At 73.7% G+C, this 14681-nt stretch carries 13 protein-coding genes and 3 tRNA genes; 11 read left to right on the forward strand and 5 right to left on the reverse strand.

Annotated elements, in window-relative coordinates; all coding sequences use genetic code 11:
• Together AB0J24_RS23890 and AB0J24_RS23895 are read left to right on the forward strand one after the other, a co-directional pair.
• Window positions 1–978, forward strand: a 978-nt coding sequence (locus tag AB0J24_RS23890; protein WP_358685039.1) for a sugar ABC transporter permease, incomplete at its 5' end; no start/stop codon positions are given.
• The gene (locus AB0J24_RS23895) at window positions 968–1861 is read left to right on the forward strand and encodes a carbohydrate ABC transporter permease (protein ID WP_358685042.1); all 894 of its coding nucleotides are present in this window, start codon (window positions 968–970) and stop codon (window positions 1859–1861) included. The genes AB0J24_RS23890 and AB0J24_RS23895, both read left to right, overlap by 11 nt.
• Before the next feature lie 96 nt (window positions 1862–1957).
• Here the strand turns inward: AB0J24_RS23895 and AB0J24_RS23900 are convergent, their stop codons facing one another.
• Window positions 1958–2443 (reverse strand): GNAT family N-acetyltransferase, encoded by a 486-nt coding sequence (locus tag AB0J24_RS23900; RefSeq protein ID WP_358685045.1) that lies wholly within the window; start codon window positions 2441–2443, stop codon window positions 1958–1960.
• A gap of 141 nt (window positions 2444–2584) precedes the next feature.
• Here AB0J24_RS23900 and AB0J24_RS23905 point away from each other — a divergent pair, with 141 nt between their 5' ends.
• Together AB0J24_RS23905 and AB0J24_RS23910 are read left to right on the forward strand one after the other, a co-directional pair.
• Window positions 2585–3130: a PH domain-containing protein gene (locus AB0J24_RS23905; protein WP_358685047.1), complete on the forward strand. Its 546-nt coding sequence runs from the start codon at window positions 2585–2587 to the stop codon at window positions 3128–3130.
• A 236-nt stretch (window positions 3131–3366) separates the two neighbouring features.
• The gene (locus AB0J24_RS23910; RefSeq protein ID WP_358685050.1) at window positions 3367–4938 is read left to right on the forward strand and encodes a PH domain-containing protein; all 1572 of its coding nucleotides are present in this window, start codon (window positions 3367–3369) and stop codon (window positions 4936–4938) included.
• Here the strand turns inward: AB0J24_RS23910 and AB0J24_RS23915 are convergent.
• The gene (locus tag AB0J24_RS23915; protein WP_358685052.1) at window positions 4901–6469 is read right to left on the reverse strand and encodes a helicase HerA-like domain-containing protein; all 1569 of its coding nucleotides are present in this window, start codon (window positions 6467–6469) and stop codon (window positions 4901–4903) included. The genes AB0J24_RS23910 and AB0J24_RS23915 overlap by 38 nt on opposite strands.
• An 80-nt stretch (window positions 6470–6549) precedes the next feature.
• Between AB0J24_RS23915 and orn the strand changes: the two genes are divergently transcribed.
• The 6 genes from orn to AB0J24_RS23945 all read left to right on the forward strand — a co-directional run bounded on the left by orn (window position 6550) and on the right by AB0J24_RS23945 (window position 11039).
• On the forward strand, window positions 6550–7191 hold the full coding sequence (gene orn / locus AB0J24_RS23920; protein WP_358685054.1) for an oligoribonuclease: 642 nt from the start codon (window positions 6550–6552) through the stop codon (window positions 7189–7191).
• A gap of 90 nt (window positions 7192–7281) precedes the next feature.
• A tRNA-His gene (locus AB0J24_RS23925) sits at window positions 7282–7354 on the forward strand.
• Between the two features lie 92 nt (window positions 7355–7446).
• Window positions 7447–7519: transfer RNA gene (locus AB0J24_RS23930), tRNA-Lys, on the forward strand.
• 20 nt (window positions 7520–7539) lie between these two features.
• Window positions 7540–7615, forward strand: a tRNA-Lys gene (locus AB0J24_RS23935).
• A gap of 118 nt (window positions 7616–7733) precedes the next feature.
• On the forward strand, window positions 7734–8366 hold the full coding sequence (locus AB0J24_RS23940; RefSeq protein WP_358685057.1) for a methyltransferase domain-containing protein: 633 nt from the start codon (window positions 7734–7736) through the stop codon (window positions 8364–8366).
• 102 nt (window positions 8367–8468) lie between these two features.
• The gene (locus tag AB0J24_RS23945) at window positions 8469–11039 is read left to right on the forward strand and encodes a PEP/pyruvate-binding domain-containing protein (RefSeq protein ID WP_358685059.1); all 2571 of its coding nucleotides are present in this window, start codon (window positions 8469–8471) and stop codon (window positions 11037–11039) included.
• Window positions 11040–11183: 144 nt separating this feature from the next.
• Here the strand turns inward: AB0J24_RS23945 and AB0J24_RS23950 are convergent, their stop codons facing one another.
• Window positions 11184–12191 (reverse strand): WYL domain-containing protein, encoded by a 1008-nt coding sequence (locus AB0J24_RS23950; RefSeq protein WP_358685061.1) that lies wholly within the window; start codon window positions 12189–12191, stop codon window positions 11184–11186.
• A gap of 109 nt (window positions 12192–12300) precedes the next feature.
• Here AB0J24_RS23950 and AB0J24_RS23955 point away from each other — a divergent pair, with 109 nt between their 5' ends.
• A complete protein-coding gene (locus AB0J24_RS23955) occupies window positions 12301–12618 on the forward strand; it encodes an antibiotic biosynthesis monooxygenase family protein (protein ID WP_358685063.1) in 318 nt (105 codons plus the stop codon).
• Between the two features lie 43 nt (window positions 12619–12661).
• Here the strand turns inward: AB0J24_RS23955 and AB0J24_RS23960 are convergent, their stop codons facing one another.
• Both AB0J24_RS23960 and AB0J24_RS23965 read right to left on the reverse strand, forming a co-directional pair.
• Window positions 12662–13666 (reverse strand): TerC/Alx family metal homeostasis membrane protein, encoded by a 1005-nt coding sequence (locus AB0J24_RS23960; protein WP_358685066.1) that lies wholly within the window; start codon window positions 13664–13666, stop codon window positions 12662–12664.
• Window positions 13667–13768: 102 nt separating this feature from the next.
• On the reverse strand, window positions 13769–14671 hold the full coding sequence (locus AB0J24_RS23965) for a hypothetical protein (RefSeq protein ID WP_358685069.1): 903 nt from the start codon (window positions 14669–14671) through the stop codon (window positions 13769–13771).
• Between the last annotated feature and the right edge of the window lie 10 nt (window positions 14672–14681).

A 14681-nucleotide genomic window follows, 5' to 3' on the forward strand; every position in this document is an offset into this window, starting at 1 on the left:
TCGTCGTGCGCGGGCCGTACCGGATCGCGGACTACCGCTGCGATCTCGCCCCCGGGGGGCCCCGCCCCCCCCCCGCCGCCGGCGCCGGTCCGGATACCGTGGGCGACCCGGGTCGCCCGTGCGGCACCGCCGTACCTGTTCCTCGCCCCCGGACTGGTGCTGCTCGCCATCTGGGTCTACCGGCCGCTGGCCACCACGGTGCAGCTGTCGTTCTTCTCCTGGAACCTGCTGCCGACCAGCCCCGCCGAGTTCGTCGGGTTCGCCAACTACGAGCGGCTGTTCGCGCTGCCGGACTTCTCGGCGGCGCTCGGCCGCACCGTCGTGCTGATCCTCGGGCTGCTGCCCTTCACGCTGGTCGTCCCCACGGTCGTGGGGCTGCTGGGGCGCCGGGTGCACGGTCGCGCCGCGACCGTCTACCAGGCGCTGGTGTTCGCCCCGATGCTCGTCGCCCCGGTGGCTGGCGCAGCGGTGTGGCAGTGGCTCCTCGATCCCCGCGGCGGGCTGGTGAACCAGCTGCTCGGGACGTCGACGAACTGGCTGCAGGAGCCGGGACCGGCACAGCTGGCCATCATCGTGATCACCGGCTGGCACGTGCTCGGATTCGCCACCCTGGTGCTGGCGGCCGGGCTCGCCGGGATCGACTCCGAGTACTCGGCCGCCGCCTCGCTGGACGGCGCGACCCACTGGCAGACCACCCGCTGGATCACGCTCCCGCTGCTGTCACCGACGCTGGCGTTCCTGCTGCTCATGACGCTGCTGCTGGCCGCCCAGTGGAGCTTCCCACTGGTCAACACACTCACCGGGGGCGGGCCGTCGGACGCCACCACCAACATCTACTACCTGCTGTGGGACTACGCCTTCACCTCGTTCGACGCCGGCCTGGGCGCGGCCGCGGGGATGATCTTCTTCCTCGGCTTCGGGCTGCTCGCCCTGCTGCTGGTCCGCCTCACCGAACGGTTGTCCTTCCATGACTCCTGAACCGGCTCCCGGGTCGACCCTGACGCTCGTCGAGGCCCCCGCCCACACGCCCTCGGACGGTGCGGTGGGGTACCGGGAGTCCCGGGTTCGCGCCGCTATCGGCCATGTCGTGCTCGGCCTGCTCGGGCTGGCCTGCATCGTGCCGGTCTACTGGCTCTACGCGACGTCGCTGCGCGCACCCGAGGACGTCTACTCCCTCGCCCTCTTCCCGTGGCCGCTGTCCGGCGCGAGCTACGTCGAGGCCTGGGGAGCGGTCGACATGCCGCGGCTGCTGCTGAACACGTTCGTCATGGCCGCGATGATCGCGCTGGGCCAGCTGCTCACCGGGCTGCTGGCCGGCTACGCGTTCGCGGCCTACCGGTTCCGCTTCCAGAACGCGCTCTACCTGGCCTTCGTGGCGACCTGGCTGGTGCCCTTCCAGGTCACGATGGTGCCAAACTACGTGCTGCTCAACCAGCTCGGCACGCTGAACACCGTCGCCGGGGTGATCATCCCGAACCTGTGCTCGGCACTGGCCGTGATCATGCTGCGCTCGCACGTCCGCTCGGTGCCCTTCGAACTCCTCGAAGCGGCCCGGATGGACGGCCGGAGCGCCTGGTCGACCCTGTGGACCGTCGTGGTACCCAACCTCGGCCCCGCACTCGCCGCTCTCGGCGTCCTGCTGTTCGTCAACGCCTGGAACGAGTACTTCTGGCCGGCCCTGGTGCTGCAGCGCACCGATGCGGTCCTGCAACTAGGACTGCGCAGCTTCATGGGCACCGAGGGAAACGACTGGGGACCGTTGATGGCCACCGCCGGACTGACCTGTCTACCCGTCCTGCTGCTCTATCTCGTACTGCAGCGCCGCATCGTCGACGGATTCGTGCGGTCCGGCCTCAAATGACCTGTGTGGTGACGGCACCACAGCAGTGCCGTCACCACACACGGCATGGTCAGGCCCTCATCGCCATCAACCCCTGCCCTGCGGCCGAACCTGCTGTCATCGGGGTCGTGGCAGGGCGTACCTGTCGACTCCGTCGACGGTCCCGGTGTACTGCATGCCGAGCCGCTCCAGCACCCGCACCGAGGCGACGTTCCCGGGTTCGACCCCGGCGACGATCCGCCGCACCCCACCCGCTACGGCCAGCTCGACCAGCGCCCGGGCGGCCTCCACCGCGTACCCGCGGCCCCGCCGCGACGCGACCACGCCGTAACCGACCTCCAGGCCGCCGTCGCCGTCCGGGAACAGGCCCGCCCCGCCGACCACGAGCCCGCTGGCCCGTTCCACCAGCAACCGGTGCCCGTAGCGGCCCCAGCCGGGGCCGTCCGGCTCGCTCGCGAGGAGCCGGGCGACGACCCGGTCCCCGTCGGCGGGGAAATCAGCGGCCCAGCCGCTGCGTCGCGCCCCGGCGACGACGGCCGCCGCGGTCCGCGGCGTCCACGGGCGCAGCAGCAACCGTGCGGTCGGCAGGTCGGACCCGGTCATCGCCCGTATCGTCCTCCGGTGCACCTGCCGCGCTCCACCGCACCCCCGGCCCCGCCGGTGCACCCACCTTTTCGGACACGGCTCCGTGACGGGACGGCGCGGCCGCATGCCCGGGCCGCCGGGGTTCGGCAGAGTGGGGGCATGACCGCCACCGGCCCACTCACGACCGGCGACAGCGTCGACGCCGGCCCCCTCCCGCTACCACTGCGACCGCCCGCGAACCGGGTGAGCCCGCGCGCGATCTGGTGGTGGCGGCTACGGGCGGTGCCGACTCCCGTCGTGCTGCTGGTCGGGCAGGGGATCGCCTGGGCCCTGCTGCCTGCCGCACCGTGGCACGGCCTGCTGGTCGCGACGATCACGCTGACCGTGCTGTGGTTGCTCGTCGGGACGCTCGTGGTGCCCACCCTGCGCTATCGGCTGCACCGCTGGGAGGTCACCGACGAGGCCGTCTACCACCGGTCCGGTTGGCTGGTCCGGGAGTGGCGGATCGCGCCCATCCCGCGCGTGCAGACCGTCGACACCGAGCACGGCCCCCTGCAGCAGGCGCTGCGGCTGGCGACGGTGACGGTGACGACGGCGTCGGCACGCGGCCCCGTCCGGATCGCCGGCCTGGACGCCGACGAGGCCCGTGAGCTGGCCCGGCGGCTGACCGAGACGACCGGCCGCTACCCCGGGGACGCGACGTGAGCGATCGGGAGCATCGGGAAGCGGCCCCGGGTGTGCCGGGCCCCAGCGCACCGTGGGACACCGGGCGGCCGGATCGACCGGAGCCCGCACCGGCCCATCCGCGTCCCGGGGCGCCCGTCGTACCCGGGCCGCCCCCTCGTCCGCCCGGTGCCGCGACCGGACACCGGGAGACCGCGGGGATCCCGCCGCCCTGGGCCCGTTACCCGCCCCCCACCGTCCCGGACGCCGCGGATCCGGTGGGCGCCGCGGCCCCGTCGCAGGACGACGGTTGGCGGCGGCTGCCCGCCGTGATGCTGCTCGTCGCGCCGGCCACCGCACTGGTCAAGCTCGCCCCGGCGCTGATCGTGCTGCTGCTCTTCGGCGCCGGGCAGGGCAGCACGACGCAGCTGTGGATCGCCGCCGCGATCGCGCTGCTCGCCGTCGGGGCGGGGGTGATCCGCTGGCGCACCACCCGCTACCGGCTCACCCCCGAACGCGTCGAGCTGCACAGCGGGCTGCTCAACCGGCAACGCCGCTCGGTCCCCCGGGACCGGATCCGCACGGTCGACCTCACCGCGCCGCTGCTGCACCGGCTGGTCGGGCTGAGCGTGGTGAAGGTCGGTTCCGGGCAGAGCGCCGGCTCGGACCCCGGCCTCGATCTCGACGCCGTGCGCACTGTCGAGGCCGAGCGCCTGCGCCGTGAGCTGCTCGCCCGACCCGTCGCCCACAGCGCACCGGACGCGGCGCCGGGCGCCCCCGGTGCCGCCCCGGACGCCGAACAGGCCGAGGAGATCGACCGTATCGACTGGTCCTCGCTGCGCTACGCCCCGCTGACCGTCAGCTCGCTGGCCGCCATCGGCGCGCTGGCCGGAGCCGGCTGGAACCTGCTGCGCGAGGCCGACATCGACCCGCGCACCCTGCCCGGCGCCGACGCCGTCACCGGGGAGCTGGCCACGGCGCCGATCTGGGTGTCGGTGTTGCTGGGCGTGGCGTTGCTGCTGTTGGTGATGGTCGCCGGCGCGATCGTGCTGTTCGTCGAACGCTGGTGGGGCTTCCGGCTGACCCGGGAGCCGGACGGCACCCTGCGGGTCCGCCGCGGGCTGCTCACCCGGCGTTCGCTGTCGGTCTCCGAGCAGCGGCTGCGCGGTGTCACGGTGACCGAGCCGCTGCTGGTCCGGGCGGTCGGGAGGGGCGCCCAGGCCGGCGCCCTCACGGTCGGGCTGGCCGGGGCGGGCGGCGAGGAGACCGGTGGCGGTGCCATCGGCCCGCCGGTCCGCCGGGACCGGGCCCACGAGGTCGCGGCGATCGCGGCCCGCGCGGAGCCCACGCTCACCTCGGGGACGTTGACGCCGCACCCGCCGGCCGCCCGCACCCGCCGGTTGGTCCGCGCGATCGTTCCCGCACTGGTGCTGCCCCTCGCCGCCGGCGTCGTCGGCTACCTCGGCGGCCCGGTGTGGCCGCTCGTCGTCGCTGCGCTGTTGGTGCTCGCCGCCGTACCGCTCGGGCTGGATCGCTACCGGGCGCTCGGGCACCGGGTCGACGAGCGCTATCTCGTCACCCGGCACGGTTCACTGGTCCGGACGACCTCGGCGCTGCGGCGCGACGGCGTGATCGGCTGGCGGATCCGGCAGAGCCGGTTCCAGCGCCGGGCAGGTGTCCTCACCCTGGAGGCCACGACCGCAGCGGGCCCCGGTTCGGTGCTGCTGCTCGACGTGGCCCCGGCCGACGCCGTCGCGCTGATGGCGGAGATCACCCCGGTCGCCGTCGAGGGCTTCCGCACCGGGGCGGCGGTCAGCGCCGGCGGCGGGTCCCGAACAGGCTCCGGGTGATCTCCCGGGTCACCGTGTTCGTGAGCTGCCGCCCGGTCGGCGACGACAGGAACTCGCCGATCTTCGACAGGAACCCGCCGGACTCCTCCGGTGCGGGCGGCGGAGGCGCCTCGGCCGGCGGCGGTGGCGACCCGACCGGGGTCGCCGCCTCGCCCGGGCCGGCGGCGATCCGGCGGGTCAGCTGCTCGTAGGCGGAGTCGCGGTCGACCGGCTCGCCGTAGGTGGCCTGCAGCGGGGACGCCGCCGCCGACGCGCGCACCGCGTCGTCGCCGATGGCAGCCATCAGCGAGCGGGGGGCCCGCAGCCGGGTCCAGGCGACCGGGGTCGGCGCACCGCGTTCCGAGAGCACCGTGACGATCGCCTCGCCGGTGCCCAGCGAGGTCAGCGCCGACTCCAGGTCGTAGACCTCGGAGCGGGGGTAGGTCCTGACGGTCCGGGTGAGCGCCTCCTGGTCGTCCGGGGTGAACGCGCGCAGCGCGTGCTGCACCCGGGCCCCCAGCTGCGACAGCACGCCGTTCGGGATGTCGGTGGGCAGCTGGGTGCAGAAGAACACGCCGACGCCCTTGGACCGGATCAGCTTCACGGTCTGCTCGATGCGCTCCAGGAACGCCTTGGACGCGTCGGCGAACAGCAGGTGCGCCTCGTCGAAGAAGAAGACCAGCTTCGGCTTGTCCAGGTCGCCCGCCTCCGGCAGCTCCTCGTACAGCTCGGCGAGCAGCCACATCAGGAAGGTCGAGAACAGCACCGGCTGGGCCGCGCGCTCGGCGAGCTCCAGCAGCGTCACGACGCCCTTGCCGTCGATCTGGCGCATCAGGTCGGCCGGGTCGAACTCCGGCTCCCCGAAGAACGTGTCGCCGCCCAGTGCCTCCAGGTTCACCAGCGCCCGCAGGATCACCCCGGCCGTCGCCGGGGACACCCCGCCGATCCCCTTCAGCTCGGCCTTGCCCTCGTCCGAGGTGAGGTGGGTGATCACCGCCCGCAGGTCCTTGGTGTCCAGCAGCGGCAACCCACGCTGGTCGGCCCAGTGGAAGATCAGGCCCAGCGTGGACTCCTGGGTGGCGTTGAGCCCGAGCACCTTGGCCAGCAGGATCGGCCCGAACGCGGTGATCGTCGCTCGGACCGGGACCGCGATCCCGCCGTCACCGAGGGACAGGAACTGCACCGGGTAGGCGGTCGGCGTCCAGTCGTCGTCGCCGGTGTCCTGGACCCGGGCGTCGAGCTTCGCGTTCGGCTCACCGGGACGGGCCATCCCGGACAGGTCGCCCTTGACGTCGGCGAGCAGCACCGGCACGCCGTGGTCGGACAGCTGGCCCGCGAGCGCCTGCAACGTGGTGGTCTTGCCGGTGCCGGTCGCGCCGGCCACCAGGCCGTGCCGGTTCAGCGTCGCGAGCGGGATGCGGACCCTGGCCTGCGGGTCGCAGACGCCGTCCACCAGCACCGTGCCGAGTTCGAGCGCCGCGCCCTCGGTCGCGTAGCCGGCGGCCACCGTGCGGGCCGGGGTGTCGGAGCTGGCGGGGGTGTCGGAGGTCACGGAACCGCAGCGTAGGGCCTCACGCTGACGTGCACCGCGAGGCGCGCGCCACCCGAACGGAAGTCACATAGTCTGCACCGATGACCGACCGGCTGGTGTGGATCGACTGCGAGATGACCGGGCTCGACCTCGGCAAGGACGCGCTCATCGAGATCGCGGCACTGGTCACCGACGGTGAGCTGAACGTCCTGGGCGAGGGTGTCGACGTGGTGATCGCCTGTGCCGAGGAGAAGCTCGCCGCGATGCCGGACGTCGTGCGGGACATGCACGCCCGGTCCGGGCTGACCGAGGAGGTCCGCCGGGCGACGGTGACCGTGGAGGAGGCCGAGCAGCGGGTGCTCGACTACGTCCGGGCGCACGTCCCGGACGCCCGCAGCGCTCCCCTGGCGGGCAACTCGATCGCGACCGACCGCGGGTTCCTGGCCCGCGACATGCCCGAGCTCGACGCCTACCTGCACTACCGGATGATCGACGTCAGCTCGGTCAAGGAGCTGGCCCGCCGGTGGTTCCCGCGGGTGTTCTACGCCAAGCCGGAGAAGGGCCTGGCGCACCGGGCGCTCGCCGACATCCAGGAGTCGATCCGCGAGCTGGCCTACTACCGCAGGGTTCTGTTCGTCGCCCCGCCCGGGCCGAGCACGGAGGAGGCCCAGGCCGCGGCGGCCGCCGTCGCCGGCATCGCGACCGGCGCGGATCCGCAGGCCGGGGGCGGTCCGCGGACCTGACCGGTCGCGCAGGAACCCCCGCGCGGCCGGCCCAGAACGGGCGGCTATGCTGTACCAGCGCTTCCGGCGACGGCCGGGAGAGCACGCATGGTGGGTGTAGCTCAGTTGGTAGAGCACCTGGTTGTGGTCCAGGGGGCCGCGGGTTCAAGTCCCGTCACTCACCCGGTTGCCGACCTGGCGATCGATCCCGGAACAGCTGCTGATAGCCTTCCGGGGTCGTGATCGCTCGGGCGGCGGGCACCTCAACATGGATACGCGCCGTTAGCTCAATTGGCAGAGCAGCTGGCTCTTAACCAGCGGGTTCGGGGTTCGAGTCCCTGACGGCGCACGCCACACAATTCCATACCTGCGCCGTTAGCTCAATTGGCAGAGCAGCTGGCTCTTAACCAGCGGGTTCGGGGTTCGAGTCCCTGACGGCGCACCATTTTCCGAGAGCGGCCCCCGGATTCCCGGTGGGTCGCTCTCCGGCGTCGGGGCCCGGAGGCGAGTGAGACCGGTCGCCCGGACATGACCGATACGCCTGGACCCGCCACGATGTCCGTATGGCCCGACCCGACCACACCGTCTTCCTCAAGCGGTCCTTCACGAAGATGGACCAGCTGGCGACCCCGTTCCTCACCGGTCGCAGGCTCTGCCGACAGCTCGCCCAGGTGGTCCCGCAGGGGACGAACGGGGTGGTCGTCGAACTCGGCGCCGGCCCCGGCGTGCTGGCCGAGCCGATCCGGGACCGGCTCGGGCCGGACGCCCGCTACCTGGCCATCGAGATCGACGAGGAGCTGGTCGCCCACCTGCGCCGGCACAAGCCCTGGCTGGAGGCGGTGCAGGGGGACGTCGCCGATCTCGAACAGATCCTGGACGACGCCGGCATCGGCCGGGTCGACGCGTTCGTGTCCACCCTGCCCTGGGCGGTCTTCCCGCAGGCACTCCGGACGAAGGTCATGGACGTGATCGCACGCCGGCTGGCCCCGGACGGGGCCATGAGCATGATCATCACCTGGATGGCGCTGCCGAACCGGGTGCGTGACCTGCGTGCTCTGCTCGACGAGCACTTCGACGAGGTCGTCGAGACCGCGACCGAGTGGCGCAACCCGCCTCCGGCCCGCACCTTCCTGTGCCGCCGGCCACTGCCCCGCTTCCGCCCGCTCGACGGGGAGGGCACCCGTTCCACGGGATGACGGCGGGATGTGACCGCGCCGGCCCGATGGCGAACGTTGCGTTTCCTGGAGCCGCCGTTAACGTGAGGTGACGCAACGTTCACTGTCGAGAGTGGGCGCACGATGACGCACCCGACACCGCCCGGCCCCTCCGTCCCGGACGCGGGGGTCCGCTGGGTCGTCCCGCTCGCCGAGCTGACCCGCGGCGATCTCTCCGTCGCCGGGGGCAAGGGCGCCAACCTCGGCGAGCTCGTCCGGGCCGGGTTCCCGGTGCCGGAGGGCGTCGTGATCACCACCGCCGCCTACCGGGCGGTGGCCGAGGAGGACCCGGTGATCCGCGACGCGCTCCCGGCCGGCCCCGGTGCCGGGTCCGACGACCGCCCCGGCCGTCCGGCGGACGCTTCGGCGATCGGCTCGGTGCTGCGCGAACGGTTCGCCGCGGTGGGCATCCCGCCCGTCCTCGCCGAGGAGATCACCGCCGCCTACCACCGGCTCGGCTCCGGGCCGGTCGCGGTGCGGTCCAGCGCCACCGCGGAGGACCTTCCCGGCGCCGCCTTCGCCGGCCAGCAGGACACCCTGTTGGGGGTCGTCGGCGAACAGGCGCTGCTCGACGCCGTCCGGCAGTGCTGGGGGTCGCTGTGGAACGACCGGGCGAGCGCCTACCGCCGGCGGCGCGGGATCGACCCGGCCGGGGCAGCCGTCGCGGTGGTCGTACAGCGGATGGTCCCGGCCGACTTCGCGGGAGTGTTGTTCACCGCGAACCCGGTGACCGGTGCGCGCGACGAGGTGGTCGTCGACGCCGGCGCCGGGCTCGGCGAGTCGGTGGTGTCCGGGCTGGTCACGCCGGACCACATCGTCGTCGGGCCGGACGGGGGGATCCGGTCGCGGCAGGCCGGGCGGCGCGAGGTCGTGTTGCGCCAGTTCCCGGCGGGCGGCGTCGAGCGGATCACGCCGGACCGGCTCGAGGACCCGGAGCCGCCGCTGTCCGACGCGGTCGCGCGCGAGCTCGCCGACCTGGGCCGGGCGGTGGCAGCGCACTTCGGCTGTCCGCAGGACGTCGAGTGGGCCCGCCACGACGAGCGGTTCGTACTGCTCCAGGCCCGGCCGATGACCGCGCTGCCGCCGCCACCGATCCGGCTGAACCGGCGGCAGCGGTTCCTCGGTCCGGTGTTCGCCGAGCTGGTCCCCCTCCGCCCGTACCCGATGGACATGAGCGCGTGGCTGCTGCCCGGGCCGGGCCGGATGCTGCGGCGGATGCTCGCCGAGCTCCCGGGTCTGCATCTCGACCTCGCGGACGTGCTGCCCGAAGTGGACGGTGTGGTGGACCGGTTCGTGCCGCCGTCACCGCGGCCGACACCGGCGGTGCTCGGCGCGCCGCGGCGACTACTGCCCCGGTTACGCCGGTTCCGGCCCGCCGACTGGACCGCGGACCGGCGGTTCACCGCGTTCGAGCAGGAGGTCGGACGGCTCACCGGGTTCGATCCGTCCACCCTGGACTGGACCGTGCTGCGTCGGCTACCGCGGCGCGCCGCCGAGGCCGTGGACCTGATCACCGACCTGCGGGTGGATCACCTGCCGCGGGCCGGGTTCGACCTGCTGCGGCTGCGGCTGGCCCTCGGGGCGCTCGGCCTGGGCGAGCTGTTCGGCGACCTGGCCGCCGGGCCGACCCGTACCAGCGACGCCAACGCCGCGCTCGACGCGCTCGCCGCCACGGTGCGGGAGACCCCCGCCCTGCGGGTGGCGTTCTCCGGGTCCGGCCTCGCCGATCTCGCCGACCGGATCGCGACGGATCCGGCGGCAGCCGGTTTCCGGGAGGCGCTGCAGGCGTTCCTCGACGAGTACGGGCACCGGGAGACCACCAGCCTGCTGCTGATGTCCGGGCCGACCTGGCGGGAGGATCCGGCGGCGGTGCTGTCGACGGTGGCCGCGCTCGCCTCCGCCCCATCGGCACCCACCGGCCCCGGGCGGGCCGAGCTGGCACGGCGCAGGCTGCTCGCCCACCCGCTGGTCGGGCGGCGCCGGATCGGGGCGCTGGACCGCCTGGTCGAGGGCGCCCGCGCGGCCGTCGCCCTGCGGGAGGACACGCACTTCCACAGCACCCGCACCCTTCCGGTGCTGCAGCGTGCGGTGCGCGAGATCGGCTCCCGGTTCACCGCCGCCGGCGTGCTCGACGATCCGGCGGACGTCCTGCACCTGCGCCGCGGGGAGATCGAGCGTTCACCGGCCCCGGACACGCTGTCCGCGGCGGGGAGCGACCGGATCCGCACGCTGGTCGCGGCCCGGTCCGCCCGGCGCGACGAGCTGGCCGGGGTCCCGTTGATCGCCCCCGCCGTGCTGTTCGGGGACCGCACCCACGACGACGACGTGCTGCTGACCGGCACCCCGGCCGGCGGCGGCCGGGTCACCGGCCCGGTCCGGATCGTGCACTCGCACACCGGGTTCGCCCGGCTGGCCACGGGTGACGTGCTGGTCTGCCCGGCGACCAACCCGTCCTGGACGCCGCTGTTCGGCCGGGCCGCCGCCGTGGTGGTCGACCACGGCGGCGCGGCGTCGCACGCCGCGATCGTCGCCCGGGAGTACGGGATCCCGGCCGTGATGGGCACCGGCACCGGCACCACGGTGCTGACCGACGGTCAGCAGGTCACGGTCGACGGGGATGCCGGCACCGTCGCCGACGCCGGTCGGGCAGGCTGAGCAGGTGAGCAGTACCGACGGCGGCGCAGGCCCGGGGCCCGGCCTCCACCGGCACCGGTCACCGCGACCGCCGCGCCGCCGGCGTGGACGGCTCGACGCCGCCCGCCCGGTGACGTCGGCACCGGCATCATCGACGAGGTCGCGTTACCGCTGCTCGCGCCGGGGCCCCGCTGAGTGGGCGCCGATCGCGTCGCGGGACGCCGCGGCGGCGCGGGTGAACCGGGCGGCCAGCACGTCCAGGTGGTCCACCAGCTCCGGTGGCTCCAGCACCTGGAAGTCCACGCCGAACGCCCCCAGCCACATGCCGAGCGAGTCCAGCGTCCACGCCCCGACCGCGAGCTCGCAGCGGCCGTCGCCGAGGTCGGTCACGGTGCCCGATGCCGGGGCGACCCACTCCCCCACCTGCTCGGCGGGTGCCTCCAGCAGGACCCGCGCCCGGTACGGGTAGGCCCCGCTGGTGATCCCCCGCTGGGCGAACGCCGCGATCCCGCCCTCCGGTGGGTCGCGGGGAGCGAACCGTGGCCCGGCCGGCAGCTTCAACTCCATCCGGTCCACCCGGAACGTCCGCCGGTCGTCGCGCCCGGTGTCCCAGGCGACCAGGTACCAGCGGCGCCCGGTGTGCACCAGCCCCTCGGGCTCGGCGACCCGGCGCGTCCGCGCGCCGTCGGCGGCGGCGTAGTCGAAGCGCAGCAGCTCGTGGTCCCGGCAGGCGGCGGCCAGGGCGGAGAGGTCGTCGGCATCGACCGTGGGCCCCCGGCCGGCCAGAGTCTCGGTGGCCGTGCCGAGCGCCGCGACCCGTCGGCGCAGCCGGTTCGGCAGCACCTGCTCCAGCTTCGCGAGCGCCCGGACCGAGGTCTCCTCGATGCCGGCGACGGTGCCACCTGCGGCCGTCCGCAACCCGACCGCGACCGCGACCGCCTCGTCGTCGTCCAGCAGCAACGGCGGGAGCGCCGCACCGGCGCCGAGCCGGTAACCGCCGGCCGCACCGGGGGTGGAGTGCACCGGGTATCCGAGGGTGCGGAGCTTGTCGACGTCGCGGCGGACGGTGCGCACGTCCACCTGGAGCCGCTCGGCCAGGGCGGGGCCGGTCCAGTCACGCGGCACCTGCAGCAGCCCGAGCAGTCGCAACAGCCTGGCCGAAGTCTCCATCACCGGCCCAGTGTGCCGCCCGACGCGGACAGCTCCTGTCCTGGATCGCCCGGCGGAGCCGAGCCCCGGGGTGGCGGGACCGGCCGGACGGCGGCCGTCTACGGTCGCGGCTGTGGAGACGAGCGAACGGGTGGGCCGGTACGTCCGGATGGTGGCCGTCGAGGGACAGGGCCCGGAACTGGCCGCCGCGTTGCTCCGGGTGGCCGACGGTATGGCGTCCCAGCCGGGCTGCCTGGCCTACGTGGTCAACGCCGCCCCCGACGAGCCGGACACCGTATGGGTGACCGAGACCTGGGCGGACGCCACGGCGTCGGACGCCGCACTCAACCGTGACATCGGTGAGGCCGGGCTCGGCGCGGTGCTGGAACTGCTCTCGGCGCCGCCGGAGTACATCGAGGTCACCCCGCTCGGCGGCCCCGGCCTGCCCTGAACCGGATCGTCCCCGGCCGCCCTCGGGCGACCGGGGACACCGGTCAGTTCTGCTGCTCGGTGCGCTCCTTGCGGGCACGGAGCGAGCCGGGCTTGGCCTTCAGGTCCGGGGTGTTCCTGGTCTTGATCAGGCTCGCGACGGTGACGATCGCCAGGATCCCCAGGATGACGACCAGGCTGAGCATCGTCGGGATCTCCGGGACGGCCGGCGAGATGTCGACGTGGGCCCAGTGCAGCACCAGTTTGACGCCGATGAATCCCAGGATGATCGCCAGCCCGGTGGACAGGTAGACCAACCGGTCGAGCAGGCCCTTCACCAGGAAGAACAGTGCGCGCAGACCGAGCAGGGCGAACGCGTTCGCGGCGAAGACGATGTAGGCCTCCTGGGTCACGCCGAACACCGCGGGGATCGAGTCGAGCGCGAACAGCAGGTCGATGCCGCCGATCGCGACCAGCACGATGAACATCGGGGTGGCGACGCGGCGGCCGTTCTCCCGGGTGAAGAGCTTGCCGCCGTCGTAGGTCTCGGTCACCGGGAACAGCCTGCGCGCTCCCCGCACGACCAGGTTGTCCTCGACGTCGGGCTCCTCGTCCTTGTGCCGGTAGAGCTGCACGGCCGTCCACAGCAGCAGCAGGCCGAACAGCAGGAACATGAAGGAGAACAGGTTCAGCAGGGTGGCGCCGACCACGATGAAGATCACCCTCATGATCAGGGCGAGCACGATGCCGAAGGTCAGGACCTTGTGCTGGTGCTCCTCGGGCACCGCGAACGTCGTCATGATGATCACGAAGACGAACAGGTTGTCGACCGAGAGGCTCTTCTCGACGATGTAGCCGGTGAAGTACTGGGTGCCGAAGTCCCAACCGTGCATCGTCGCGAACACGACACCGAACACGATCGCGACGGCGATGTAGAAGACCGACCAGCCGGTCGCCTCCGCGAAACCGACCCGATGGGGTTTCCACCAGGCGAGCAACAGGTCGATCGCGAGCAGCGCGACGATCACACCGATCGTGACCGCCCACTCGAGCGCGCTGATCTCCAGCACCGGACCCCCTCCCGCGGGCGCCCCGACCGGCCCGGACGGCCGGCCGTATGGCACCGCGTTGCGCAGTGCACGATAGCGGGGGTCGCCGCGCTCCGCCCCGGTTCAGCGTTTCGGGGGCGCGGCGAACACCCCCTCCGCGGGGAACGCACCGTTCGCGAGCGCGGTCCGCACGAGTCCGCCACCGATCTCGCCGAGCCGCGCGGCGCGCTCGCTCCCGAGCACCGCCCACGGCGCGGCCCCGACCAGGTGGGTGTCGTCCTCCAACCGCTTGCGCAGCGCCGCACCCGCCTCGGTGAGCACCGGCTCGACCACGTCGTCGGACGGCGCCGGGTGCTCCAGCAGGCCGCGCTCGGCGAGCCGGGCGACGCCGTCGTTCCACTCGGTCCTCGACCAGCCGCGGCTCGCGCGCGCGAACGGCACCGTGAATCCTGTCCCCGTCGCGGTCGCGGTGAGCAGCGCCTCCAACCCGCTCAGCCCGGCGGCGGTGAGCAGCGCGATGTGCCCGTCACCGCGGTGCTCGCGCAGGATCGACAGCGCGTGCCAGAGCACCAGGTGCGGCTGCGACGGCCATTCGACGTCCAGGTGCGCGGCCGCGAGCGGGCGCCCCTCGGGCGTCACCGCCTCGGCCGCGGTGCGGGCGAGCGCCGCGGCCTCGGCCAGCTCCGGCGAACCGACGGTGTCCTCGCCCAGCAACCTGCGCAGGGCCATGTCGGCGACCTCGAACCGGACCGCCACCAGGTCCGACGGCGACACCAGCCCCCAGGCGCGCGGGATCGACCCGGCGACCAGCCGCGGCGAGAAGTTGTAGAACGTCGCGGTCACCGTGGACGGCCCGACCGCACCGAGCGGCGCGGCCCGCGGGGCGAAATAGGTCATGCGGCCCTCGTCGAGGCCGGCCCGCACGAACCGCGGCTCGGCCTCCGGCGCGAAGTAGATCAGCGCGTGCAGCGGCTCGAGCCCGCGGGCCAGACGACCGGCGGCGACGGCGGCATCCGAGTTGCTCATGATCGTGACG

Source organism: Pseudonocardia sp. NPDC049635, assembly GCF_040659795.1.
GTDB lineage: Bacteria > Actinomycetota > Actinomycetes > Mycobacteriales > Pseudonocardiaceae > Pseudonocardia.